This window comes from Sandaracinaceae bacterium, assembly GCA_020633055.1.
GTDB lineage: Bacteria > Myxococcota_A > Polyangia > Polyangiales > Houyiibacteriaceae > JADJJE01.
The window spans coordinates 1,029,944-1,054,556 of sequence record JACKEJ010000004.1 but is presented as its reverse complement, the minus strand read 5'-3'; the positions used below and the strand labels follow the sequence as shown (position 1 = coordinate 1,054,556).

At 70.3% G+C, this 24,613-nt stretch carries 27 protein-coding genes; 11 read left to right on the top strand and 16 right to left on the bottom strand.

Annotation, left to right across the window (positions count from 1 at the left end):
* Positions 1-38: 38 nt before the first annotated feature.
* The 8 genes from H6726_04380 to H6726_04345 form a co-directional block, all read right to left on the bottom strand.
* Positions 39-836: a hypothetical protein gene (locus tag H6726_04380; protein ID MCB9656866.1), complete on the bottom strand. Its 798-nt coding sequence runs from the start codon at positions 834-836 to the stop codon at positions 39-41.
* A 131-nt stretch (positions 837-967) separates the two neighbouring features.
* Positions 968-1,591, bottom strand: coding sequence for a TetR/AcrR family transcriptional regulator (locus H6726_04375; GenBank protein MCB9656865.1), 624 nt, complete (start codon positions 1,589-1,591; stop codon positions 968-970).
* 8 nt (positions 1,592-1,599) lie between these two features.
* A complete protein-coding gene (locus H6726_04370; GenBank protein ID MCB9656864.1) occupies positions 1,600-1,971 on the bottom strand; it encodes a phage holin family protein in 372 nt (123 codons plus the stop codon).
* The gene (locus H6726_04365) at positions 1,968-3,317 is read right to left on the bottom strand and encodes a translocase (protein ID MCB9656863.1); all 1,350 of its coding nucleotides are present in this window, start codon (positions 3,315-3,317) and stop codon (positions 1,968-1,970) included. Before H6726_04365 ends, H6726_04370 begins: the two co-directional genes overlap by 4 nt.
* Before the next feature lie 71 nt (positions 3,318-3,388).
* Positions 3,389-4,165: a Smr/MutS family protein gene (locus H6726_04360; GenBank protein ID MCB9656862.1), complete on the bottom strand. Its 777-nt coding sequence runs from the start codon at positions 4,163-4,165 to the stop codon at positions 3,389-3,391.
* Between the two features lie 3 nt (positions 4,166-4,168).
* Positions 4,169-4,798, bottom strand: coding sequence for a methyltransferase domain-containing protein (locus H6726_04355; GenBank protein MCB9656861.1), 630 nt, complete (start codon positions 4,796-4,798; stop codon positions 4,169-4,171).
* A 329-nt stretch (positions 4,799-5,127) separates the two neighbouring features.
* Positions 5,128-5,796, bottom strand: a complete 669-nt coding sequence (locus tag H6726_04350; GenBank protein ID MCB9656860.1) for a hypothetical protein — start codon at positions 5,794-5,796, stop codon at positions 5,128-5,130.
* A 243-nt stretch (positions 5,797-6,039) separates the two neighbouring features.
* Positions 6,040-7,650: a right-handed parallel beta-helix repeat-containing protein gene (locus H6726_04345; GenBank protein ID MCB9656859.1), complete on the bottom strand. Its 1,611-nt coding sequence runs from the start codon at positions 7,648-7,650 to the stop codon at positions 6,040-6,042.
* A 168-nt stretch (positions 7,651-7,818) separates the two neighbouring features.
* On the opposite strand from H6726_04345, the gene H6726_04340 reads away from it, so the two are divergent.
* A complete protein-coding gene (locus H6726_04340) occupies positions 7,819-9,954 on the top strand; it encodes a hypothetical protein (protein MCB9656858.1) in 2,136 nt (711 codons plus the stop codon).
* Positions 9,955-10,040: 86 nt separating this feature from the next.
* Here H6726_04340 and H6726_04335 read toward each other — a convergent pair whose 3' ends face one another.
* A complete protein-coding gene (locus H6726_04335; protein ID MCB9656857.1) occupies positions 10,041-10,298 on the bottom strand; it encodes a hypothetical protein in 258 nt (85 codons plus the stop codon).
* 98 nt (positions 10,299-10,396) lie between these two features.
* Between H6726_04335 and H6726_04330 the strand changes: the two genes are divergently transcribed.
* From H6726_04330 to H6726_04315, 4 genes are all read left to right on the top strand, one after another.
* A complete protein-coding gene (locus H6726_04330; protein ID MCB9656856.1) occupies positions 10,397-10,585 on the top strand; it encodes a hypothetical protein in 189 nt (62 codons plus the stop codon).
* 9 nt (positions 10,586-10,594) lie between these two features.
* Positions 10,595-11,155, top strand: coding sequence for a sigma-70 family RNA polymerase sigma factor (locus H6726_04325; GenBank protein MCB9656855.1), 561 nt, complete (start codon positions 10,595-10,597; stop codon positions 11,153-11,155).
* Complete coding sequence (locus H6726_04320; protein ID MCB9656854.1) at positions 11,145-11,690, top strand: hypothetical protein; 546 nt, start codon at positions 11,145-11,147, stop codon at positions 11,688-11,690. The genes H6726_04325 and H6726_04320 overlap by 11 nt, the downstream gene beginning before the upstream one ends.
* Before the next feature lie 87 nt (positions 11,691-11,777).
* On the top strand, positions 11,778-12,896 hold the full coding sequence (locus H6726_04315) for a GNAT family N-acetyltransferase (protein ID MCB9656853.1): 1,119 nt from the start codon (positions 11,778-11,780) through the stop codon (positions 12,894-12,896).
* On the opposite strand, the gene H6726_04310 is transcribed toward H6726_04315, so the two are convergent.
* From H6726_04310 to H6726_04295, 4 genes are all read right to left on the bottom strand, one after another.
* Positions 12,824-13,114, bottom strand: a complete 291-nt coding sequence (locus H6726_04310) for a hypothetical protein (GenBank protein ID MCB9656852.1) — start codon at positions 13,112-13,114, stop codon at positions 12,824-12,826. The two genes, H6726_04315 and H6726_04310, sit on opposite strands and share 73 nt — an antisense overlap.
* Before the next feature lie 239 nt (positions 13,115-13,353).
* Positions 13,354-14,241: a hypothetical protein gene (locus H6726_04305; GenBank protein MCB9656851.1), complete on the bottom strand. Its 888-nt coding sequence runs from the start codon at positions 14,239-14,241 to the stop codon at positions 13,354-13,356.
* Positions 14,242-14,279: 38 nt separating this feature from the next.
* Entirely contained in the window at positions 14,280-15,212 is a 933-nt protein-coding gene (locus tag H6726_04300) for a hypothetical protein (GenBank protein MCB9656850.1), read from the bottom strand.
* Positions 15,213-15,257: 45 nt separating this feature from the next.
* Positions 15,258-15,959 (bottom strand): hypothetical protein, encoded by a 702-nt coding sequence (locus H6726_04295; protein ID MCB9656849.1) that lies wholly within the window; start codon positions 15,957-15,959, stop codon positions 15,258-15,260.
* 180 nt (positions 15,960-16,139) lie between these two features.
* Between H6726_04295 and H6726_04290 the strand changes: the two genes are divergently transcribed.
* Positions 16,140-16,760: a MarC family protein gene (locus tag H6726_04290; protein ID MCB9656848.1), complete on the top strand. Its 621-nt coding sequence runs from the start codon at positions 16,140-16,142 to the stop codon at positions 16,758-16,760.
* 30 nt (positions 16,761-16,790) lie between these two features.
* Here H6726_04290 and H6726_04285 read toward each other — a convergent pair whose 3' ends face one another.
* Positions 16,791-17,282: a winged helix-turn-helix transcriptional regulator gene (locus tag H6726_04285; GenBank protein ID MCB9656847.1), complete on the bottom strand. Its 492-nt coding sequence runs from the start codon at positions 17,280-17,282 to the stop codon at positions 16,791-16,793.
* Positions 17,283-17,493: 211 nt separating this feature from the next.
* On the opposite strand from H6726_04285, the gene ectA reads away from it, so the two are divergent.
* The 4 genes from ectA to H6726_04265 are packed head-to-tail and all read left to right on the top strand — an operon-like array spanning position 17,494 to position 21,072.
* Positions 17,494-17,955 carry a diaminobutyrate acetyltransferase gene (gene ectA, locus H6726_04280; protein MCB9656846.1) on the top strand — a complete coding sequence of 154 codons (462 nt, stop codon included), beginning with the start codon at positions 17,494-17,496 and terminating at the stop codon, positions 17,953-17,955.
* A gap of 10 nt (positions 17,956-17,965) precedes the next feature.
* Positions 17,966-19,249 carry a diaminobutyrate--2-oxoglutarate transaminase gene (gene ectB, locus H6726_04275; protein MCB9656845.1) on the top strand — a complete coding sequence of 428 codons (1,284 nt, stop codon included), beginning with the start codon at positions 17,966-17,968 and terminating at the stop codon, positions 19,247-19,249.
* Between the two features lie 2 nt (positions 19,250-19,251).
* On the top strand, positions 19,252-19,641 hold the full coding sequence (locus tag H6726_04270) for an ectoine synthase (GenBank protein MCB9656844.1): 390 nt from the start codon (positions 19,252-19,254) through the stop codon (positions 19,639-19,641).
* 6 nt (positions 19,642-19,647) lie between these two features.
* Entirely contained in the window at positions 19,648-21,072 is a 1,425-nt protein-coding gene (locus tag H6726_04265; GenBank protein ID MCB9656843.1) for a sodium/proline symporter, read from the top strand.
* Between the two features lie 58 nt (positions 21,073-21,130).
* Here H6726_04265 and H6726_04260 read toward each other — a convergent pair whose 3' ends face one another.
* Positions 21,131-22,300, bottom strand: a complete 1,170-nt coding sequence (locus H6726_04260; protein ID MCB9656842.1) for a hypothetical protein — start codon at positions 22,298-22,300, stop codon at positions 21,131-21,133.
* 32 nt (positions 22,301-22,332) lie between these two features.
* The gene (locus tag H6726_04255) at positions 22,333-23,100 is read right to left on the bottom strand and encodes a hypothetical protein (protein ID MCB9656841.1); all 768 of its coding nucleotides are present in this window, start codon (positions 23,098-23,100) and stop codon (positions 22,333-22,335) included.
* 207 nt (positions 23,101-23,307) lie between these two features.
* Here H6726_04255 and H6726_04250 point away from each other — a divergent pair, with 207 nt between their 5' ends.
* Positions 23,308-24,597 (top strand): APC family permease, encoded by a 1,290-nt coding sequence (locus tag H6726_04250; protein ID MCB9656840.1) that lies wholly within the window; start codon positions 23,308-23,310, stop codon positions 24,595-24,597.
* The last annotated feature ends 16 nt before the right edge of the window (positions 24,598-24,613 follow it).

The window sequence follows — 24,613 nt, the reverse complement described above, 5'->3', positions numbered from 1 at the left end:
GCGGTCTCAGGTGATCGCCCGCTGGAAGTCCAGCCCCATCAGTCCGGCGCGACGCGCGAAGACAGCCAGTCCTCGCGCAGCAGGCGCAGGCCGATGACGCTGAACACGAGGGGGAAGACGATGTACTGGTACTGCGTCCAGACGAGCGCGAGCAGCGTGTCGGCGACACCGCCGGGCATGTTGGCGTAGCCGTTGAACACCTCGGAGAACGAGAAGATGACGGTGGCCGCGATGGGCTCGCCCCCGCCCAGCACGGGCACCAGGTAGCGCATCTTCGAGCGCTGCTGGTTGAGGCGGTAGAAGTAGGCGGTGGACGCGACGTTGACGAACGCGAACAGCTCGAGCGCGTAGAACGTGCCGTCGTGGTTCACGGTGCGCAGGTCCACCGAGGCAAACGACGCGAGCACCCACCAGTACATGTGCGAGACGCTCTCGCGCATCCACGCGGTGCGCGCGACGACGTCGTCCAGGGTGTGCAGGTCGGTGAACACGAAGGGCGAGGCCAGCACCCAGGGGATCTCCCAGAGCAGGTTGGTCATGGTGTAGGAGACCATCCAGAGCACCAGGCACTCGTGGAACACCACGCTGCGCGGGCGGCTCTTGTTGCCCGGCATGAGCAGCGGGATGAGCCAGCCGTTGAGCCACACGCTGGTGCCATAGAGCGACACCTTGGTGCTGGTCACGAAGTCGATGGTGCCCACGTAGAAGAGCGCTCCGAGGACGCCCGTGCCGCCCCAGAAGAGCGCGGTCCAGGCGATGAAGGCGCGCCACGTCTGCGAGGAGACGCGGCGCTCCACACCCGCGTCCAGCGGGGCGGTGGCGGTGGCGGTGGGCACGAGGGCGGGGGCTTGGGCTGCGGCGGTGCTCATGGCGGGCGGTCTCCTAAACTTACAAACGTGTAAGATAGTGACCGGGCGTGCGGCGACTGTCAACCGTGTCGATCGACAGACCGCGTCGGGCGCGACGCTCAGGGGGCGGGCTTGGGCACCGGCGTGGCGAACACGCGCTTGGCGAGCTCCCAGGTGGCTTCCTTGGCTTCGCGGCGTGCCTTGGCCGTGAGCCCCTTCTGGATGGCGTCGTGCACGATGAACTGGCAGGCGACCAGCATGGCCTTCTGGGCCACGGGGCTGAGCGGCTGCGCGCCGGCCTTCCGCATGACCTTGCGCAGCGTCGCGCCGATGTCGTCGAACGCGCGCTGGATGATGGCGTGGGCCTGCGAGGTGGGGTCGGCCGACTCGACGAACAGCAGGGCCGCCGCGGGGGCCTCGGCGAAGATGGCGTCCAGCATCTCGTCGTTGGCGCGGCGCAGCCAGCCGGGCTCGCGCGCGCGCGTCGCCAGCGAAGACAGCACGATGGACTCGATGGGGCCCATCACGGCCTCCCGGTAGAGCGCCTCCACCAGCCCGTCCTTGTCCGTGAAGCAGCGATAGAACGTGGGGCGCGAGACCTCGGCTGCCGCGCACAGGTCGTTGATGCTCACCTGCCGCGAGCCGCGCTCCGCGAAGAGCACGATGGCGGTGTCCAGCAGGTGCCTGCGCTGCGCATCGACGCCGGGCCGGCGCTTCGCGCGACCGTCGGGGGGGCGGGCCATGCGCGGGGTCAGAGCACCTGACCGAGCCCGTACTCGAGGGCGGCTGCGACGACGCTGAGCACGATGGCGGCCAACACGGCCGGGAACAGGCCCTTGACCTTCAGGCTGTCGCTGACGGCGTCGACCGCCTTGATGACGATGACCAGGATGATGAAGCGCAGCACGCCGGGCAGGAGGCACGCCAGGCCCAACGTGAAGGCGCCGAAGATCAGCGTGAGCAGCGGGGCGATGAACAGGTTGAGGATGGCGAACGTGGCCGACACCCAGAAGCCCGACTTGGCGTCCTTGATGTCGAAGCCCGGGACCACCGCAGCGGCCGCGAGGAACGCGATGGTGAGGACGACCCACTCGATCAGGAGGTGCGCGATGTTGCCGATCATGACGGGAGCGTAGCAGCCAGCGCGCGGTAGCGCCGCGCGATGCCGAGAGCGAGCAGCAGCCACAGTCCGATGACGCCGACGTTCACCAGGGCGAAGCCGCGCGTGTCGAGCGCGAACACGTGCAGGCCCAACGCCACCAGGCCGCTCGCGAGCACGTCGCCGATGCGCACGAAGACCGTGTCGATGGCGACCTTGGCCTTGTACTTCTCTTCGCGCGTCGTGGGCAGGAAGAGCAGCGCCTTGGCCGTGCCCATGAGCGAGTAGTCCGCCGTGTTCTCCGCCACCTTGGCCCAGCGCACCACGGCGAAGGTCGCGCCCACCGCGATGAGCGAGTAGGCCGAGAGCGCGACCAGCGGCAGCGCGAAGACCACGGCGCGGATGCCCCCGAGGCGCACGATGCGCGAGGTGAGCAGGCCCTGTACGAGCAGCACCGCCATGTTCACGTCGGCGTGGAAGTCCGCGTACGTGGCGCCGATGAACGCGCGCCGGTCGGGGGCGCCGTCGGCGGCCTCGGTCACCGCCACGCTCAGCAGGTACTCGCCCGTCGTGTTCACGAGGTTCGCGGCGATGAGCAGCGCGGCGATGAGCTTGAGGTAGCGGCTCTCGGCCAGCAGCGCGAACGCGCCCCGCATGCTGAACGGTGCCGCGTCGGGCAGGCTCTCGCGCGGCGCGTCCGCCAGCGCGGCGCTGCGCAGACGGTGGACCACCTGGTAGAGCGCGGCGTGCAGCAGCAGCAGGGCAGCCGCCACGAGCATCATCTCGAAGCTGTCGACCCCGTGGCGGTAGAGCGTCGCCGCCAGCTTGGACCCCAGCCAGCCGCCCACGCCCATGCCCAACATGACGATGGGGAAGATGCGCTCGCCGCTCTCGCGCGGGTAGACGTCGTTCGCGAACGCCCAGAACTGCGCGATGACCGCCACGTTGAAGACGCCGACCCACACGTAGAACACGAAGCCGAGGTGCGGGGCGCCTGCGTGCGCGGCAGCGTAGAACAGCAAGAGGCACACGAAGAAGAACGCGATGACGCGGTGGATCAGGCGGCGCACCGACCAGCGCGCGGCGAGGCGCGCGTACGCCATGGAGGCGAGCACCAGGCACAGCGCCTGAGCCGATGCCGCGTAGGCCTTGCCTTCGGACCCGCTCACGGGGAAGGGCAGCGCGCCATCGCCGCCGGAGGCGAGGATCAGGGGCTCGCGCACCGTCTTGAGCACGTAGTAGCCCAGCATCACGACGAAGACGTTCGCGGTCATCACCAGCGCCAGCGCGCCCTCGCCCGCGCGCACGTCGCTGAAGACGCGCAGCGCGCGATCCAGCAGGGACGCGCGGTCGTGGGGCCGTTCGCTCATGGTGTCCCCGGCGGGTACCACTCTCTCTACCCGCGCGCGAGATTCCGGCAGCCCCGTGGGCTCGATCCCCGTCAGTTCTCGGTGAGGAAGACGAGCATCGCGCCGATGCCGCCCAGCCGCTGCGGCGCGGTCATGAACGCACGCACCACGGGCGCGGCGCCGCCGCGGGAGAGCGTCTCGAGCACGACCTCGGGCAGCACCCCGACACCGCCCGCGCTGTGCTGCCCTCGCCCGTGCACGATGAGCACAGTGCGCTTGCCCGCGCGCTGCGCTGCGCGTGTGAACGTGACCACCTGACGCGCGGCGTCCTCCGCGCGCAGGCCGTGCAGGTCGAGCTTCTGCTCCGGGGCCTTGTCGCGTGCAAAGAGCTGCGAGGCTTGCGCGATGGACATGTCGTCGCGGCGGCCGCGCACGTCGTCGCCGTTGCGCTCCACCACGAAGCGTCGCGCTTGACCCACGAACGCGTCCAAGCGCGCTCGCGCCTCTGCGTCTCGCTGCGCGCGCGCCGCGATCTGCTCGGGCGGCTTCTGGGCCGGGCGGACGGGTCTGGGGGCGTCGCCCTTCGCGTCCAGCTTCCGCACGCCGGCGTACGCGTTGCGGATGGCGACGCGCTCAGCGTAGTCGCGGCCGGGGAGCGTCGCAGGCCCACGCGCGGTCTCCCCCTCCGTCGCCGGATCCGGCTCCGTCGCTCGCGCGAGGGCGTCGGCGGAGGGCCGCGTGGTGTGCGCGCCAGGCTTGCGCGCGCCGCTCGCGCTCGTGGGCGTCGCGCTGGTGGGCGCCTTGGGCGTCAGCTTCACGTCCTTGAGAATGTCGAACGGCGAGCGCGGCTTGATTGGCTTGCGACCCATGACTCAAGCCTTGCGTGCGAGCTCGAGCAGGCACTCCTTGCCTTCGCGGCCCGGGTGCGTGCGCTCCTGCGGCGTCTCACTCACGACGTCGAACGTGTCCGCGAGCAACGCACGCACCTCGTGCACGTGCAGCGGCCACGGGGGGCCCTCGTAGCCGGCAGGTGGCGTGATGATCGGGAACACCATGCAAAGCAGCGTGCCCCCTGGACGCGTCAGCTCCGCCATGCGCGCAGCCCACGCAGGCCGCAGCGCGAGCGGCAGCGCGCACAGGAACGTGTAGTCGTAGACCAGGTCGAACGGTGCGCCGAGCGCGACCTCGAAGAAGTCGCCCACGACGTGCTCGACGAAGTGCTGCACACCGGAGCGCGCGCTCACCTCGGCGAAGCGCGCCGCCGACGATGGAGCGAGGTCGAGCCCCGTGACGCGTCGCTCGGGGGACGCGAGCGCCGCGGCAGAGTAGCCCGCGCCGCAGCCGGGCACCAAGACGCGCCCGGTAGGCGCGTGTGACCCCTTGGTCGCGAGCCACCACAGCAGCCCGGGCTCGGGAGCACCTGCGTCCCATGGGACATCGCCCGTGGCCCAGCGCGCCTCCCAGGGGGATTCGTTCGCCTTCGTTTCAGATGGGTTATCCATGGCGACCAAACATGTTTGTGTAGTGCGTGTCACGAATGGGTTGCGTATGCATCGTCTCGATGTACCTCGTGAGTCAATCAGCTATCGAAGAATCGGCGCACATTCTAGTGCAATTGCAGTGCATGTGACTCCATGCGTATCGGAATTGCGCGATTGTTCGTATGGACACGGAGCCAATTCGCCGTCTGCGCCCGAGCGAATGTCGAGTTGACCATACTGAGAACACTGTTTCGTCATGCGTCGCTTGCGTGGCGCGTTGCTCACGCGCAGCGCACGCTCCATCTTGCGCGCATCGCGCGTCGTGGGAAAGCGCAGCGCGTGCTGTGGGATCAGCGGCGCGACGGGGGCGTCTCGACGATCAGGTTCGACGGCATGACGTTGGGCAGCTCGGAGAATCCCAGGCGGTAGCTGGGGTGCTCGCCCTCGCGGTTCGCGCCCACCCAGATCTGGTGCTCGCCGCTCGGCATCTCGGCGCGCACCATTGGATCGGTGCCGCGCGTGCCCTCCGCGTCGTCGTTGCACACAAACGAGCCGTCGGGTCGACGGACGACCAGCGTGACGTCCTCCTCGGAGTGGGCGACGACGCGCAGCTCTGCCATCGCGCCGGTCGTGACGAGGACGTGATTGGGCACCTCCTCCACCCAGCCCGTACACGCTGGGTTCATCGTGCGCGCGTGGACGTTGCCACCCGCCAGCCCCTCGGTGATGACCGGATCGGGCATGAAACCAGGGTGCAATTCGACCGACCCGTGTCGCGCGGGACCGCTGTCGGTGGTGGCGAAGTCGGCGCCTTCGGCGGTCACACCGGCGACGGCGGCGGCGGCTTCCGCGTTGGTGGGCTCGTCGTTCTCGTCGAGGTGCGAGCCGACCTGCGGGTCGAAGTCGGCGTGCTCGTGCGACTCCCCGGACCCTGTCGCCACGGCGGTCGATGTGTCGGTGGCCTCTCCTCCGCAGCTCGGCAGCGTCGAGAGGGCCAGGCAAATCGCGATGCGCTTCATGGGTACTTGCGCCACCTATAGCAGAATCGGAACGGACCCGGTAAGTCTCATGTTTGAAGCACTGAACGGGCTGCGCCACAGGGTGCAAATCCGAAAAGGTGAGTGATCTCCCCTGCTCCGGTGTCCGGAGCCTGTCGCGAAGACGAGGTGCGCGCCAGCCCGATGTGACACTCGGGCCGCGCATGGGCGTCGCGTGGGCCATCTGCGCGGGCTCCGCGCGCTGCTGCGATTGCGGCGCAGCGCTCAGCGCGAGCGACGTCGCGTGCGCATCACGCCCACGAGCGCGAGCGCCGTCAACCACGCGGCGTGCGGCGTTCGCGCCCGCGTCGGGCCGACGCGACAACCGCATCCACCCTCGTCACCCCCACCGTCGAACGGCACGCCCGAGTCGCGCAGGGTGACGCCCACGTCGACGCTCGGATCGCGATACTCGTACGCACCAGCGCTCGGCGGCATCGCGCGCGGGTAGCCGTCGATGTCGTGCGTCAGCGTGTCCACCGCGACGCCCTCGCCACGCGCGGGAGAGTCTTGCTGCAAGCGATAATCTGCCCCTCCGACGAAGCGCGCGAGGGACGCGCTCGCGACGGTGACGTTGCCCTCTGCCGTCCACATCACGTCGCCACCCGCCGAGATTCCGTCGCCCGCGCCGACCGCGAAGTTCGAGCGTGCCTCGCTCGGTCCCAGGGTCGGTCCGAACACGCGCATCGCCGCGCCGCCCGCGTTCACGAGCGTGTTGAAGTGGAAGCGATAGCGCGAGCCTGTGAAGCGGTCGCGCATGTTCGCGTAGATGGCGTCCCCGTCGAAGTCCACCACGACGTTGTCATGCACCCACGTGTCGTCCGCCTCTATGATGAAGATGCCATTCGCGGGGCCGCGCAACAGCACGTTCTCGTGGATCTCGCAGGCGGAGAAGCTCCCGATCTGCAGTCCCTGGTTCTGCTGGTCGACGCGCTCGAGCCCCACGTCCGCGATGATGTTGCGCGCCACCAGACAGTCGGCCTGCGCCATGCCGATCTGCGCGCCGTCCCAGCCGGTGCGCTCGATGCGCGAGTCGGTGAGCGCGATGCCTTCGAGGAAGTGCGGCTGGTGGACGACCGGGCTCCCGTTGCACTGGATGCTGTGGCCGTTCGCCTGGGTGCTCCCGATGTAGAAGCCCTCACCGCCCGTGTCGTGCACGAAGAGGTCGTGTAGCCACACGTTGCGCTGCGTGAAGGTCCCCTGGTCGGCGCTCCCGTCGCAGAACGGGTCCGTCTTCGACATGACCCCGGCGAAGCCTGTGTCGTGGACCTCCACGTGGTCCACCTCGTAGTTGGTCGAGCGTCCGTTCAGCCACAGCCCGACGCCGGGGTACGGCTCGCGCGCGGGCGCGGAGACCTCGAAGCCGTAGGTGAGGTCGGGGTCACCCGTCCCCGTGAGATGGAAGAAGCGCGAGTCCTCCTCGAACACCAACGCGTACGCGCGCGTGGTGTTGTGGATCCGTACGAGGCCGCCGCAGTTGAGGATGACCACGGGCTCGTCGGCGCTGCCTTGCACGTGCTGGAAGCGGAGGAACTCGCGCTCGCCAGCGGTCACGCAGACGCGGTCCCCCGGTTGGAAGCCGAGCGCCAGTCCGTCGACCGCGGTGGCGTCGAGCGCGACGGTGTGATCGCACTGGCAGTCTTGTGCGCGTGCGTCGCGGGGCCCCGTGACCGCGACGACGAAGAGAGCAGCGAAGCCCGCGCCCCGAACCGCGAGCGGCACCCGCGCGACGGAGGACGTCTGCATGGCGATGGAGGGGAGCGACCGGGCCTCGGGCAGCGCCGACGGATGGGCGTGGGGAGGGCGCGCGACGGGAGCGTGGGGGGCGTGCGGCATCCCGCAACGCTACCGCACCAACGGCGTCCCGGCGTCCCTCGTCCAGGGACGCCCCCGCGAGCCCCCGTGCTGACCTTGGGTCCGCGACGAGTACGGGGCACCGCTCGCCGCAGTTCGGCGTGTCTGGCGCTTCACGTTGCGGCGGGCGTCTGCGACACTCGGCCCATCATGGGTGATGCTTCGAGCCCGCGCGAGCGCGGCCGCCCGGCCTCTTTCAGCTTCCGTGCGCTGCTGCTGGTGCTGCTGCCTCTGCTCACGGGGTTGACCGGGGTGGCGCTGACGCTCCGCTCCTACCGCTTCGCTCGCGACACGGTCACGGTGCTGTCCCGCGACGTGTTCCGCGGGCTGTCGCACCAAGCGGTCGCGCAGACGCGCGCGCACCTCTCGCGCGCAGAGCCGGCGGGTGAGCTCGCGCGGCGCCTCGTAGCTGACGGTCTGGGGCTCACGGTCGATGACCGCACGCAGCTCTCTCGCACGCTGCTCGCCGTGCTGGACGCAAACCCGCCGTTCTCCTGGGTGGGCTTTGGCGGCGTCGATGGGACCTTCGTGGGCGCGCACCGGCTCGGCTCGGGCGAACGGCGCCTGAACCAGAGCTGGATCACCGAGGACGGACGAACGCGCCTCGAGGAGTACGCGCTCGATCAGGGGCCCGAGTGGGTGCTCGACCGCGTCAACGACGACCACGGCTACGACCCACGGGCGCGCCCCTACTTCAGCGCCGCTCGCAACGCGGACGCGGGCGTCTGGCTCGATCCCTACGTCTTCTTCGACCAGGGCATCCCGGGCATTACCTTCGCGACGCCGACGCGCGACGCCCAGGGCCGCTTCCTGGGCGTTTTCACGGTCGACTTCGACCTCAACGTCCTGTCCGAGGTGGTGCGCGCGCTGGCGCCGTCGACACACGGAGAGACCTTCCTGTTCACCAGCGACGGCGTGCTCGTGGCGCACCCACACGCCAGCGTGGTGGAGCAGCGCGGCGCGCGTGGCCAGGGCGAGCTGGTGCGCCTGTCCGGCCTCGCCGACCCAGCCACGCAGGCCTTCGTGCGCGCCGCCGGCGACCACCTCGACTGTGCCGGCGAGCCGCAGCGGAGCTTCGCGTTCCAGTCCGACGGGGAGACCTATCAGGGCATGCTCACGTGCTTCCCCATCGGCGCCGATCACCGCTGGGCGGTGGGCGTGATGGCGCCCGAGTCCGACTTCCTCGGCACGGTGCAGGAGGACATCGCGCGGGGCCTCGCGACGTCGCTGTTGGCGCTGCTGTTCTCGGTGGCGGTGGCCGTGTTCCTGGCCGAGCGCGTGGCGCGACCTCTGCGGGACGTGTCCGTGGAGATGAGCCGCGTCGGCCGCTTCGAGCTGGCCGAGGGCGACCGCGTGCCGTCGCGCTTCGCCGAGATCCGCGCCATCGAGCGCTCGCTGTTGGCGATGAAGAGCGGGCTACGCTCGTTCGCCGCGTTCGTGCCGCAGGACGTGGTGCGCCACATCGTGCAGTCTGGCGAAGAGGCGCGACTGGGCGGCGAGCTGCGTTGCGTCACGCTCTTCTTCAGCGACCTCTCGGGCTTCACCACCATGAGCGAAGAGATGGAGCCTGACGCGCTGGTGGAGCGCCTCGGCACGTACTTGTCCGAGGTGACGCGCATCATCCAGGCGCACGGCGGGACCGTCGACAAGTTCATCGGGGACGCGGTCATGGCGCTGTGGGGGGCGCCACAGGAGCGCGAGCACCATGCGCGCGACGCGCTGACCGCCGCGCTCGCCATCCACGCGCGCCTCGAGGAGCTCTCACGCACCGAGGAGGGCGCCTGGATGCGCCGCACGCACACGCGCATCGGCCTCGCCACGGGGACGGCGCTGGTGGGCAACGTGGGCACACCCGAGCGCATGAACTACACCGCCATGGGGGACGTGGTGAACCTTGCCGCGCGCCTCGAGGGGCTCAACAAGACGTACGGGACGCGCATCCTCGTCAGCGAGTCGACCGTGCTCGCCGCAGGGGACGCGGTGCTGGCGCGCCCGGTGGAGCGCGTGGCCGTCAAGGGCAAGCAGGAGGGCGTGCTGGTGTTCGAGCCGCTCGGGCTCAGCGCGGAGGCGAGCGAGCGAGAGCGCCGGGTGGTCGCGCTCTCACAGCAGGCGCTCGAGCGCTACAACGCGCGCGACTTCGCAGGCGCCGCGCAGGCCTGGGAGGAGCTGCTCACGCTGCGGCCCGACGACAGCGTCGCCGTGCGCATGAGGGAGCAGGCCCTCGCGTATCGGCAGTCGCCTCCGCCAGATTCCTTCTGCGGGGTCTACGTCGCGCTCTCGAAGTAGCGCCTCGGGCGCGCGCATGCGTCGTGGCGCGCCTCTCTGCCCGACCCCGGGGCAGCGCGCGCGCGCGCGGCAGCGGTCGACACGGCTCACAGCCAGTCGACCACCGCCTCCCAGACCTTGTCGCCCACGACGGCCGCCAGGATCCCCACCACGACGGCCCCACCGATGCCCAGTGGCATGACCATGTCGAAGTCCTCGAGCCACTCCATCGCGAACACCGCGCCCGCGCCGCCGCCGACCAACACCCCGAGGAACCCCGCGTGTACACGACCGAGTGCGTGGCGTGGCTCGTCGCTCTCGTCGTCAGCTCGCTTGCGCCGCTTGCGTCTGCCTCCGCGTGCCATTGCCCCAGCGTAGAGTGAATTCGCTGCCAGCGGAACCCCAGGACCAGAATTGTGACCGGAGCCTGTCACGCCTGCCCCCGCGTGCGCCCAAGAGAGGCATGAACACCAAACAGAAGTTCCTCGCGTTCGTCACCCTCCTCGCCCTGCCCCTCGCCGCGGCCACCGGCTACGCCGTCCACGCCAGCGCCTCCTCGTGCGCGTGCGGCGCGTCCTGTCCCTGTGACGCGTGCGATGGGAGCGGCGACTGCGGTGACTGCGGTGGCGGCTGCGCGCACAACGCTCCATGATCGCGGGACTTGTCGCCCGCGGCTCCATCCCCCACGGCGCCCGAGCTCCGCGCGGAGCTCAACGCGCTCTTCGCACGCCTCGCGGACGGTGACCGTGCGGCGATCGATCCCGCGTACCGCGCTCTTTGGCCCGTCGTCCACCCGTTCGTCGGGCGCGCGCTCGGGCCAGGACGCACGCACGAGGCCGACGACGTGACCCAGTCAGCGCTGCTCAAGCTGTTCGACCAAGCGCCCCGCTACGACACGGGGCGAGACGCGCTGGCCTGGGCGCTGACCATCGCGGGATGGGAAGTGCGCACCTGGCGCACGCGCTCGAGGCGCAGCCGCACGGGCCCGCTGCAGCCAGCCCTGGCCCACGTGAGCGCCGATACGTCGCCCGAGGAGCAGGTGCTCGCGGCCGCCGAACGTCAGCAACTCGCGGACGCCATCGCGCAGCTGCCGCAGCGTGACCAAGAGGTGCTCGCGCAGGTGCTGGCCGACGAGCACCCCAGCGACGCGACGTTCCGCAAGCGACGCGAGCGTGCCATGGGCCGCCTGCGTGCCTTCCTGAGAGATGTCCATGGCACCTGATTCAGACGCACTCGCCGCAGCGCAGGGCGCGTATCGCCGCGGACGCGCGCGCATGGCGTTCTTCCATGCGCTGCCTGCGCTGCTCTACATGGGGGGGGCACTCGCGCTGGGCTCGGATCCACGCGCCGCGTGGTTCGCGCTCGCCACCTTCGTGGTGGGTGCGCTGGCGGTGTTCGTGGGGGGCTCCTTCGGGCGCGCCGTGCGTCCTGCCTTGGTCTACGGCGCGCTCCCGTTCGTGGTCACGCACGCCGTACAGTCGTTCGGTCACGTGTGCGTCGGCGACGCGTGCATGTCGTGGTGCTTGCCGGCGTGCTCGGTGACCGGCTTGGTGGTGGGCCTGGCCTTCGTCCGGCGGGCCGAGCGCGACAAGAACCCATTCGGGTTCTTCGCGGCGGGTCTCCCCATCGTGGTGGCCACGGGCGCCCTCGGGTGCCGCTGCCTCGGGTACAGCAGCGTGGCGGGCATGGCCGTGGGCATGCTGCTGGTCTCTCTGCCCGCGTGGCCGCGCTGGGCCGCGGCGCGCGCCGCTGGCTAGCTGCGCAGACACGGCGCCACCACTGGTCTGTGCGATTTCACATAACTGGACCTTTCGTAGGTACCAGTTCCGCCACACGCTGCTGGCATGGAAAACAAGCAACCCTCGCTGGCCCCGCTCTCTCCCACACCGCGCAGCACCCTGCACCGCGGCGCGGCGCGTGCCGTGAGTGAGCGTCGCGCGCTGTACGACCTGCTCGACGCGTGCCTCGTGGTCCACGTGGCCTCGCCTGCTCCCGTGGTGTTGCCCATGGCGTTTGCGCGCGTGGGCGACACGCTCTACCTGCACGGCGCCATTGGCAACGCCCTCTTGCGCGGCGCGCGCGCGGAGGACGTGGAGGTGTGCGTCAACGCCACCGTCGTCGACGGCATGGTGCTGGCGCGCTCCGCGCTGCACCACTCCATGAACTACCGCAGCGCCGTCATCTTCGGTCGCCTGCGGGAGGTGGAGGACGAGGACGAGAAGCGCAGCGCGCTCGACGGCGTCGTGGACCACGTGTTGCCGGGGCGCAGTCGTGAGTGTCGGCCTGCCAACCCGGTGGAGCTGCGCACCACGCGCGTCGTTTCGCTGTCGCTGGCCGAGGCCTCCGTGAAGCTGCGCGCCGCGGGTCCCGTGGACAGCGACGACGACCTGCCGCTGCCCCACTGGGCGGGCGTGCTGCCGTTCACGCAGACCACGCTGCGCCCGTTGCCGGACAGCGTGCACCCCATCCCGAACCCCGAGCCACCCCCCTCGGTGGTCCGCGCACGCCTCCTCTGGGCCCCACGCCTGGAACCGTTCCTCGAGCACCCGGGCGTTCGTTTCTCGGGGGTCGCGGCCGAGCTCGACCTCCCGCGCTTGCTGGGCTGGCTGCGCGACGAGAGCTACTGGGCCACGGACATCACCGCGGACAGGCTCGTGCGCGCCGTCGTGGGCTCCTACACGATGGCCGCCTACGTCCCCGACGGCACCATGGTGGCCTTCGGTCGCGTCGTGACCGACGGCGCCACCCTGGCCTGGCTGGCGGACGTCTTCGTCGCCACCCCCTACCGAGGCCGAGGCATCGGCCGCGCCCTCGTCGCGAACCTCGTCGACCACCCCGAGCTCGCCGGCCTCCGCCGCACCATGCTCGGCACCCGCGACGCCCACGCCCTCTACGCCTCCATGGGCTTCGCCCCCACCCCCTCCGGCATCATGATGCAGCGCCCCGCCCCCCCATCCCCGTAGTCGACACCGAACACGAGCACGTCCTCGTCGCCATCGCCGTGCTCGTCGCCGTGCTCGTATTCGTCGTCGTGCGCGTGCGCGTGCGCGTCCTCGTGAGAGTGCACGTCCTCGTCCCCGTCCTCGTCCCCGTCCCCGTCCTCGTCCCCGTCCTCGTCCCCGCCCTCGTCCCCGTCCTCGTCCCCGTCCTCGTCCCCGTCCTCGTCCCCGTCCTCGTGCACGAGCGCGAACCCCCGCGCCCACCCCCGGTCTCACGCATCGACGTTGGATCCCCTCGCGCCCCCCTCCCAGCGCGAGACGTCGCCGGGGAGCGGGGAGACCGGGGCCAGGGTGTCGGGGGGGCCCGTTTTCAAGCGGCGCGTAGCGACGCGCCGAAAACGGGGAGGTACCGCAGGGAGCGCCTGCGCGACCGGGCCCTGGCCCCAGTCTCCCCGCTCCCCCGCGCCACGTCGTCCCCGCGCTACGCGTGTTCCGTCATCAACTTCCAGCACCCCACCGCGAACGTCTTGTACGCGCTGCGCTCGAGCCGCGGCGGCTTGTCCGCGATGTTCCTGCGCGACGCGAACATCGCCCGCAGCGCGCCCTCGATGTCGTTGCTCGTCTCCACCCACAGGAACTCTTCGATGCCGTCCAGCACCTGTTGACGCAGCAGGTGGGGCAGGTCGGTGAGCCGCACCTCGCCCGACAGCCGTCGCCGCACCGCGTGCGCGATGGACTTTGCGTGCTCGGGCCAGCGCCCGAGGGCCTTGTGGAAGATGTCCCCGATCAGCCTCAGGATCTCTTGCGCCAGCTCGCGCACACGCGGTCGCAGCTCACGCTCCTCGTGTTCGGCCAGCATCGCCAGGTAGTCGTTGGTCAGCAGCTTGCTGATGTCCTGGATGACGATCGAGCGTGTCTCCGACGTGACCTGCAGCGCGGCGAGGTCCGCGATGACGCGCTCGCGCACGGCCGTCAGCTCGCTCATCAACGTACCGTCGGGTCCCGCGTCCAGCACGGCACCCAGCGGGTCGATCAGGTGGTGCCCGAAGGTGGTGAGCACCTGGTCCAACAGCCGACGCTGCAGGTCCGCCTGGCCCAGCGTCAGCAGCGCGCGTTCGATGGTGACGGCGTTGGGCGCCTGCACCATGGCGTCCTGGAACGCGCTGCGACCGTTCTCGCCGCCGTGCATCTCGAACGAGCGCATCAGCTCGTGGAACGTCGACACCGTCCCCTCCGCGTCTTCGTCGCCGTACACCGACACGACCAGGTCGCGGTCGGCCATGCCCCCGAAGAGGCGCGCCAGCTCTTGCTGTACGTCGGCCGCGCTGACCAGGGTCCGGGTGGATGTCGACGGTGCCGGCGCAGTCACCTCCGGAGCATGGCAGGCATTCGCGTCGGGGCCACTCGTCATGACCACCCGAAGGTGTGCGCGACCTTGCCCAGCGTCGTGCGCAAGGCGTTCGTGGGGCTCAGCTGAAGGGGCTCGCCGTACACGAACACACTCTCTCCTCCGCGTAGGATCAGCGCATACACCGGCACCTGCCGTACCTCGAGCCGCTGGTGATGGATGCGGTCGTTTCCCGTCACGCCGGGCTCCGCGGCGAGCTTCTCCACGGCCCGATGCAGCGCCGAGCTGGCCCCATGCCGCGCGTCGTCCCGGTATCCCTGCGCGCGCTGCAGCGTGTGGACGCGCTCCCCCTCCTGCACGTGGATCAGCACCCCCCCGTCGCCCTCCGTGTCCCTCCCGCTCGCCCCGTCGTGCAGCGCGAAGAACACGTCCATCGGCAGGCCCAGGTCCTCCAGCGTCCGCACCTCGCGGTGACGACTCAACACGGACCACACGGTGGGCTCGCCCAGCACGCCGCCGGCGCCATCGCACGTGTCGCAGCGGACGTAGCCGCGCCCGCCGCAGCCGAAGCAGGCCTGCGTGCTGCCGCCTTCGTCGGTGCTGCCCGTGCCGCCGCAGCGCACGCAGTTCATCTGCCCGGTGCTCTGGCACAGCGTGCAGTCCATGTGGACGGTGGCGTTCGCGAGGCGCTGCTTCACTTCGTGGCCGAGGCGCGCTCCCTCTGGGTGCTCGAGCGTCACCGACCACGGATCCGGACCCTCCCCCGGGCGTTCTGGCCGCCCCCGCGCGGCACGCAGCTCGTAGCGCACACCGCGCCGCTCGTAGAGCGACTCGAGGATCACCTGCGTCGGCCCCACCGCGAGCACTTCTTCGAGCGCGAGCGTGCGTGGATCGACCCGTGCCCACGGCCGCTCGGCGTGCCACCGCCTCAGCGCCGCGAGCGCGGCTTCTCGCACCGTATGGTCTTCCTCGTCCGCCAGTGCCCCCGACATCCGGCGAGTCTAGGGGACGATCGATGGTCGGTGAAGGCCCCTCGCTCAGCGCGGCCCGCGCGGTCGTCGCGCGCGCTTCGTGCCGATCCACAGCGTGTGCCGCGTCCCGCGGTTACCGTGCGCGTAGACCTTCACGTCCTCCACGTCGAAGCCCGTCTTACGCACCTGCTCGGCGAAGCGGTCGTCGGCGCCCGCGGACCAGATGGCCAGCACGCCGCCCGGCCGCAGCGCTTGGTGCGTCACGTCCAGCCCCGCGCGCGAGTACAGCCAGTCGTTCTTGGTCTGTGTGAGCCCGTCCGGGCCATTGTCCACGTCCAGCATGATCGCGTCGAACCCAAGCGGCTCGGCCTTGAGCACCTTGGCCACGTCCACGACGCGCACCTCGGTGCGCGCGTCGCGTACGGGGAAGCCCGCGTGCTCGCCGAGGGGCCCCTCGTTCCAGGTCACCACGCCCGGCACCAGCTCCGCCACGACCACGCGCGCGTCTGGGGCCAGCGCGTCGAGCGCAGCGCGCAGGGTGAACCCCATGCCGAGGCCGCCGACGAGCACCCGAGCGCTGGTTCGCCCGCGCACCCGCTCGCACGGGATGCGCCCCAGCGCGTCCTCCGAGCCGTGCATGCGCGTGCTCATCAGCGGCGCACCAGGGCCCCCCTCGATGCGGATCACCAGGTCTTCGCCGTCCTGATACAGGCCCAGCGCACCACCCCGCGGGAGCGGGGCCGTCTCGAGCAGCACGTGTCGTCTCATGGTCGCGTGTCGTCTCGCCACGCAGCGTCCAAGCGGGAGGCTGCGCGCGATGGCGCACGAGAGCACGGATCCGGCGCCCTGCCCAGCAGGCGCCACGGCTGGCGCGCAGAGTGCCGCTGCTCGGGCGTCCCAACGGGCGCCACGGCTGGCGTGCACGGAACGGCTGCTAAGGTGTTCCGCGTGAACGAGTTCGTCAGCGTCTTCCTCCCTCTCCTCGCCATCACCAACATCCTCCCCGTCTTGCCCGTCGCGCTCGGCATCCTCGAGGAGGCCCCCGCCGCCGCGCGCGCGCGTATGACCCGCTCGGCGCTCACCGCGGTCTTCGTGGTCGGGCTCGTCATCACCATCGCGGGCGGTGCCGTGCTGAGCTGGTGGGGCCTGTCGGTCGAGGATCTACGCATCGCCGGAGGCTTGGTGCTGCTGGTCTTCGCCATCCACGACCTGCTCTTCTCGCGCATGGACCGCAAGCAGCACGCCAAGGCCGTCGACGACTCCATCGAGGCGAAGCTCGAGACCAGCGGCGACGCCGCCATCGTACCGCTCGGCATCCCCATCCTGCTCGGCCCTGCAGGCATGACCGCGCTGCTCGTGTTCGGTCAGACGCGCGGCGTGCTGCCCACGCTGGCCGCGTTCGCCGCCAACTTCGCGCTCAACGCCGCGCTCCTGCTGCACGCCGACCTGGTGCGACGCGCCCTGGGCCGCGCGGTGGTGCGCGCCACGGGCAAGGTCATGGGCTTGGTGCTCGCCGCGCTGGCGGTCTCGATGCTGCGCGTGGGGATCGGCAACGTGCTGGCGGGCTAGCGCTCCGCTGCGTGGCGCTCCGCCGCGCGCTCAACCCTCGTCGTCCAGGAGCGGCTCGTCCGCTTCCATCAGCGCCACGATGCGCTCGAGGCTGTGTAGGATCGTCTCGCGCTCTTGTGCGGGGAGAGCCCGGAAGCGCCCCATGAAGCCGTCGTCGAGTGGTGTGGGCAGCGCGTCCACCTTCTCGTGCCCCGCCGGAGTCAGCCGGACGAAGACCCGGCGACGATCCACTGTGTCGCGCACCCGCTGCACGTAGCCGCTGCGCTCCAGGCGGTCCACGATGCCCGTCACGGTGGGCGAGCTCAGCCGCATGGTGTGGCCGATGGCCGCGACCGTCGCGTCGTTGGGGGCCGCCTGGGTGAGGACCTTGAGGCACACCAGCTGCGGGAGCGTCAGCCCGGAGTGGCGCACCAGCTGCTTCGAGCGCAGCGAGACGCGACGGCTGATACGGCGCAGCGCGAGCAGGATGGCCTCGCTCGCGGCGCTCTCGGGGGGAAGGAGCTCCAGCTCGGGCCGGGTCATCGTGGTCGGAGAGTAGCTGGGCAGGGGCACGTCGACTACCACCCGAATTTCAGTTGTACGCAAACGATATGCACACAAATGGGTTGACATATCATCAATCGATGTCAATCACGTTGTTCACGAAATGATTGTGGACAAATCATCTCGGGCTGCTCCTGCACCTTCCGCAGGGGTTCGGCTCCGCCAACCTCGACCCGAGGACGGTCGCCGCGTGTACGACGCGGTGTGCGCGTGGGGCGGGCTGGACCAGAACTCGGCCTACGCCTACTTGCTGGCGTGCGACCGCTTCGCGATGCAGTCCGCGCTGGCCGAGCGCGGCGACGAGCTGCTGGGCTTCGTCGTGGGCCTGAGCTTCCCCGAGACCCAAGACGCGCTCTTCGTGTGGCAGGTGGGCGTATCTCCAGCCGCCCGCGGGCAGCACCTCGCGAGCCGCCTGATCGACGCCATCCTGGAGTGCGGCAGCGGCCGCTACCGCGTCGTCGAAGCGCACGTCGGGCCCCACAACCAGGCCTCCATGCGTCTGTTCCAGGGCCTCGCGCGACGCCACCACACCGACTTCCAGGTCCGCGACGACTACCCCGCGGACTGGTTCCCCAAGGGGCACGACGCCGAGCGCCTCGTGCGCATCGGCCCGCTCGGGCCGGTCCCCGCTTCCCCAACCCACCAGGAGTGACACCATGACCATGCAGGTCTTCACCCGACGCGAGTCGGAAGTGCGGGGCTACTGCCGCTCGTTCCCAGCCGTCTTCGCCCGCAGCAAGGGCGCCGAGCTCTGGGACGAAGAGGGGCGTCGCTACATCGACTTCTTCGCCGGCGCGGGCGCGCTCAACTACGGACACAACCCCGAGCCGCTCAAGCAGGCCCTGCTGGACTACCTCGCGGGGGACAACATCACCCACGCGCTCGACCTGCACACGCAGGCCAAGCGGGCCTTGCTCGAGGAGCTGGAGCGCACCGTGCTCGCGCCACGCGGGCTCGACTACAAGGTGCAGTTCCCGGGGCCCACGGGCACCAACGCCGTCGAGGCGGCGCTCAAGCTGGCGCGCAAGGTGACGGGCCGCACGGGCATCGCGTCGTTCACCAACGCCTTCCACGGCATGACCCTCGGCTCGCTCGCGGTCACGGGGAACCAGGGCAAGCGGCAGGGCGCGGGCGTGCCCGTGGACCCGACCAACCTGCTGCCCTTCTGCGGCTACTTCGGCCCCGACGTGGACTCGCTCGCGCAGTTCGAGGCGCTGCTGGCCGACACCAGCAGCGGCTTCGACGTGCCGGCCGCCGTGGTGGTCGAGACGGTGCAGGCCGAGGGCGGCATCAACGTCGCCAGCGCGGACTGGCTGCAGAAGCTGCGCGCGATCACGGCGCGTCACGAGATCCTGCTCATCGTCGACGACATCCAGGTGGGCTGCGGGCGCACCGGCCGCTTCTTCTCGTTCGAAGAGGCCGGCATCGTCCCCGACATCGTGTGCCTGTCGAAGTCGCTCAGCGGCTACGGGCTGCCGCTGTCGCTCGTGTTGCTCAAGCCGGAGTTCGACGTCTGGGCGCCGGGCGAGCACAACGGCACCTTCCGGGGACACAACCCCGCGTTCGTCACCGCCACCGCCGCGCTGCGCGAGTTCTGGCAGGACGACACGCTCTGCCGCGAGGTCGAGCGCAAGGGCGCCATCATCCGCGAGCAGCTCGAGGCGATGGCTGCGCGACACCCGGACGTGCTGGGGGACGTGCGTGGGCGTGGGATGATCGTCGGCATCGAGTGTACCCCCGAGGTCGCCGCGCGTGCCACGCAGGAGGCGTTCACGCGGGGCCTGATGATCGAGACCGCCGGCACCAACGACCAGGTCCTCAAGGTGCTCTGCCCGCTGGTCATCGAAGACGCGCTCTTGCGTGAGGGCCTGAACATCCTCTCGGCTGCCCTGGACGCGGCCGTCCGACCGAGCGCCGAGCCAGAGACCGCCTCGGCCGCGGAGTGATCATGAAGACCGTACGACTGAACGACATCATCGGGGGACCCCAGGACGTGCACGGGGAGACCTGGAACAGCCGGCGCCTGCTGCTGGCCGACGACAACATGGGGTACTCCCTGCACGACACCATCATCCACGCGGGCACGGCCACGCCGCTCTGGTACCGGCACCACCTCGAGGCGGTCTACTGCATCGAGGGCAAGGGCAAGGTCGTGACGGTCGAGGACGGCCGCGAGTGGCCGATCGAGGCGGGCACCGTGTACGCGCTCGACAAGCACGACAAGCACGTGCTCCACGCCGAGACCGCGATGCGCATGGTGTGCGTCTTCAACCCGCCGGTGACCGGGCGCGAGACGCACGACGCCGACGGCGCCTACCCGCCGCCCCCCGCCGACTGACGCGGCGTGTGGCTGGGCTTCATCGCGGCGCTGTTGGGCTTCACGCTCATCGGCGCCTTGGCGTCGACGCGCGCGTCGGACAGCGTGGAGGACTACCTGTTGGCGGGGCGCGACGTGCACCCCTGGCTGGCGGGGCTCTCGGCGGTGGCCACCAACAACAGTGGCTTCATGTTCGTGGGGCTGCTGGGCTACGCCTACAGCTCCGGTCTCGAGGCCGTGTCCTTTCAGATCGCGTGGCTGTTGGGGGACCTGAGCGCGTGGCTGGTCGCGCAGCGCCGCATCCGTGAGCGCTCGGGGCGCCTCGAGGTCGCCTCGCTGCCGCGCCTGATCGCCACGCGCGGCGACGGCGCGGTGGACCGTGCGGTGCTCGTCGCGGGCGGGCTGCTGACCTTCACCTTCCTGAGCGTCTACGCCGCCGCGCAGCTGAACGCGGGCAGCCTCGCGCTGCACGTGCTCTTGGGATGGCCCATGTGGGCGGGCGCGTTGATCGGCGCGGTGATCGTGCTGCTGTACAGCGTGGCGGGCGGCATCCGCGCGTCCATCTGGACCGACGTGGCGCAGTCGTTCGTGATGTTGGGGGCCATGCTGGTGCTGGTGGGCTTCGCGTGGGCCGAGGTGGGCTCGCCCGCCGCGTTGCTCGCCATGCTGCGCGACATCGACCCTGCGTTGGTGCAGTGGTGGCCCGCGCAGCCACGCTTCGGCTGGGCCCCCTACCTGTTGGCGTTCGTGTTGGGCGGCTTCGGCGCGGTTGGTCAGCCGCACATCGTGGTACGCACCATGAGCCTGCGCTCGGTCGACGACATCGCGCCCATGCGCCGCGTGTACTTCGCTTGGTTCGTGCCGTTCAGCGTGCTCGCGGTGCTGGCCGGGCTGTACGCGCGCGTGATCCTGCCCGAGCTGGGCAGCTCCACCGTGGCGTCGGTGGGCGAGCTGGCGCTGCCAGAGCTCTCCCGCGCGCTGCTCCCGCAAGTGGTGGTCGGCCTCGTGCTGGCGGGGCTGTTCGCCGCGACCATGTCCACCGCCGACTCTCAGGTGCTGGCCTGCTCGGCGGCCGTCACCCAGGATGTCTGGCCGAAGCACCGCGACAGCCGCCGGGCGTCCAAGCTCGCGACGCTGGCCGTGTGCGCCCTCGCGCTGGCCGTCGCATTGAACGCCGACGAGAGCGTGTTCCGCCTGGTGCTCATCGCGTGGTCCGTGCTCGCCGCCACGCTGGGGCCCGTGCTGGTGGTACGCCTGTTCGGAGGGCGCGTCGGCGATGGGCGCGGCCTGCTGATGATGACCGCGGGCCTCGCGACCACCAGCGCGTGGTACCTGCTGGGCCTGTCCGGGCAGCTCTACGAGGTGCTGCCCGGCGTGGCCGCGGCGGCGTTGGTGTGGGTCGTTGCCAGGGCGGTCGAGGCGGCGCGCGCGTCCGCGACACCCGACGCGTAGCCGACCCCGCGCCGCTCGCGCCCGAGCACCACCTGTGGAGGCGGGCCGGGCGCGTCGCTCAGAGGTCGACCGGGAGGATGGGGCTCATGTCGAAGTGGCCGAAGCCGGGCAGGGTCTCGTCGTACTCGATCTGGTCTGCCACGGGCAGGTCGAAGGTGGCGCCCGCCGAGTCGATGGTCAGGTGGTACGTCCCGGCGTTGCCGAAGCCCGAGTTGATCTCGACGTCGCTGTAGTCGAGATCGCCCTCGACGGCGCTCGCGGGGTTCGTCCGGTCGGCGAGCAGGTAGTACGAGAGCGAGCCCTCCATGCCACCGTTGCCTCCGGCGTTGACCACCGTGATCTGGTCTTCGCCCTCGGGGGCACCCACGATGAGCCCGGTGAGGTCCTGGAAGCTGGCGTAGTGGATGGTGGTGCGAGGGTTGAGCACGTTCACCACGTTCACCGTGAACTCCGACCCGATCAGTCCGACGAACGCGGACGTGGAGTTGAGGTACTGCGTCATGCCGCCCGAGCCGAAGCCGGCCAGTCGGGTCTGGGACGTGAGCAGCGCGAGGTTGTACAGCTGGAACACGGCCGTCGCGTCCTCGAGGGTGGCGGTCGGCGTCGTGTTGATGGAGGCCACCACGTCTCCCACCGACATGTAGCGGTAGGTGCCAGCGGGGACGCGGTCGCTCATCTCGGGCGCCCGCAGGACGTTGTCCGTGAAGTCCTCCTCCAGCAGGTCGGCCTCGTCCTCGGCCCAGCTCACCTCGAGGATGTCCCCCGACATCGCGAACGAGAACTGGCGGTCGATGTAGCCGCGGAAGCCGAGCTCGTAGCACTGCGCGCCGCGCCGACGGAGCACGTTGCGCCCGGGCTCCTGCGGGAAGCTGCAGCGCACGCCCTCGGTGTGCGTGCCCTCGCCGACGGCGCTGAGGTTGACCACGCCGAAGTGCCCCTCGGTGGTGGTGCTGCGGTAGACCTTGATGCGCTGCATGCAGTGCGACCCACCACGCGGCGCGGGCGGCGCCTCGGGGTCGAAGCCGAACACCAGCACCTCGGTGCCGATGGGCTCACCCGCGCTGTTCTGCATGGTGCGCAGCCAGGTGGTGTGGTTGGCGTCGTTGAGCGGGTCGCAGTTGGGCGTGACGTCCAGGATCTGCCCGATGGGGTGGATACCCGAGGTGTCGCACCCGAGCAGCAGGTGGAGGGTCAGCACCAGGGACAGGGAGATGAGCGCGCGGGACATGGGGGACCTCGTGAGGCTTTCTTGAACCGACATCAGAACGTCAGACCAATGGTGGCGGTGAGGCCGATGTTGAGGGCGTAGTCGAGCGCGTTGCGGTGCTTGACCGCGTCGCGGAAGTCGAGCGAGACGTTCGCGTCCGCGCCCACGGTCAGGATCTCCGACACCGAGTAGCGCAGCGAGAAGGAGCCGCCCGCGCCGATGGCGATGTACTCGTGGATCGAGAGGTCGTCGTCGTTCAGCTTGAGCATGCCGACGTGCAGACCGAGCCCGGCGATGGCCACCAGGTCGTCGGTCAGGCGACGGTGTGTGCCCGCCATGAAGTTGATGTCGAAGCCAAGGTGGCGGTCGTACGTCTGCAGCAAGTTGTAGCGGCCGTTGGTCGCGGGGTTGCTGGTGACGCCGGACTGGCGGGCGGCGGAGGGGACCGTAGCCGCTGCGTTGATCATGAAGCCGAAGCCCTCGCCCTGGCCGATGTAGTAGGCGTAGCGCACGGCCATCGCGTGGTAGTTCACCTGCGGCGTCGCGCCCGTCTCGCGGTTGGCCCACTGCATGTGGGTGAAGTAGTAGCCGAAGCCCAGCGCGTGGTCCTTCACGCGCGTGTCGCGCCGGCTCGGCCCGTCGGACTCCTCGGCTTCTTCGCCCTCGGTGGGGGCGGCCGCGACATCACCCTCCGCTCCACCCTCTTGAGCGACGGCTTCTGGCGACAGGTCGGGGGGCTCGTCGGCGAGGGCGTTGTGCGGCGCGAGGAGCGCCACGGTGGCCACGAGGGCCGAGAGTTTGAGCGATGATGATGCAGTCATAGGTCGATCGAGTCTGCGGCGCGGCGGCCACGCGTCCCGCGTGAAGCGATGCGAGGGCGTAGGTACCAAGGTGTCAGCGTTGGGGGGGCCTTCGTTCTGGCACGGCCCATCGCTCAGGACAAGATCCCAACATCGTCCTATGTGCGGCTCCAATGTGGGTGGTAGCTCACATTTCCATGGGTCGTGCTGTGGTAGTCCTCTCGGAACATGGCGAACGAGAAGATGGGTTGGGTCGGTGCTGCGGCCATCGGCGTGGGTGGCATGGTCGGGGGCGGCATCTTCGCGGTGCTCGGGACGGCCGTCAGCATGGCCCACGGGGCTACGCCCATCGCGTTCGTCGTGGCGGGGGTGATCGCCGTCCTCACGGCCGAGAGCTACGCGCGCTTGTCCGCGGCGTACCCCAGCTCGGGCGGCACCGTGGTGTTCGTCCACCAGGCCTTCGGGCACCACCTGACCACGGGCGCCACCAACCTGTTCCTGTGGGTGAACTACCTGGTCACCATCGCCCTCTACGCCGCGGCCTTCGGCTCCTACGCGCGGACGTTCTTCCCGTCGGGCGGCGTGTTCGAGGAGCCGCTGTTCCAGCACGCGCTGATCTCGATCGGCATCGTGGTGCCCGCCGCCCTCAACTTGTTGGACGCGAGCTTGATCGCCAAGAGCGAGACCGTCGTGGTGGTGGTGAAGCTGGCGCTGTTGGTGGTGGTGGCCCTGGCGGGCGCGACCAGCGTGGACGTCGCGCGCCTCTCGCCCAGCACGTGGCCCGGCTGGGGCACGACCATCGCGGGCGGCATGGTCATCTTCGTGGCGTACGAGGGCTTCGAGCTGATCGCGAACTCGGGGGACGACGTGGAGGACCCCAAGACGAACCTCCCGCGCGCCCTGCACGTGGCGGTGCTCTTCGTGCTGCTTCTCTACGTGGCGCTCGCAGTGGTCACGGTCGGCTCGGTGGGCGAGGACAGGATCCTCGAGGCTAAGGACTACGCGCTGGCGGCCGCCGCGCGCCCAGCGCTGGGGGAAGCGGGGTTCGTGATCGTGTCCGTCTCGGCGCTGATGGCCACCCTCTCCGCGATCAACGCGACGATCTATGGCAATGCGCGGCTGGGCTACGCGCTGGCGCAGGAGCGCGAGCTGCCCGAGCTGGTGCAGCGCCAGACCTGGTCGCGGCCCGTCGCGGGGGTCTTGCTGACGACGGGCCTGGCGCTCCTCATCGCCAACCTGCTCGACCTCGAGGCCATCGCCATCCTCGGCAGCGCGGGCTTCCTGTTCATCTTTTTGGTCGTCAACGGGGCGGCGCTGCGCCTCGGTCGCGAGGTCGGCGCGCGTCGCCCCCTCGCGGCCCTCGGCTGCGTGGGCTGCCTGGCCGCGCTGGTGATCCTCCTGAAGCAGACCTGGGCCGACAACCCCATCTCGGTCTATTGGCTCGGGGGCATCGTCGCGCTGTGCCTCGTCCTCGAGGCGGCCCTGATGAAGCAACGCGGCCCCGTGCAAGTGGGGTAACCGCGCAGGTGCAGAA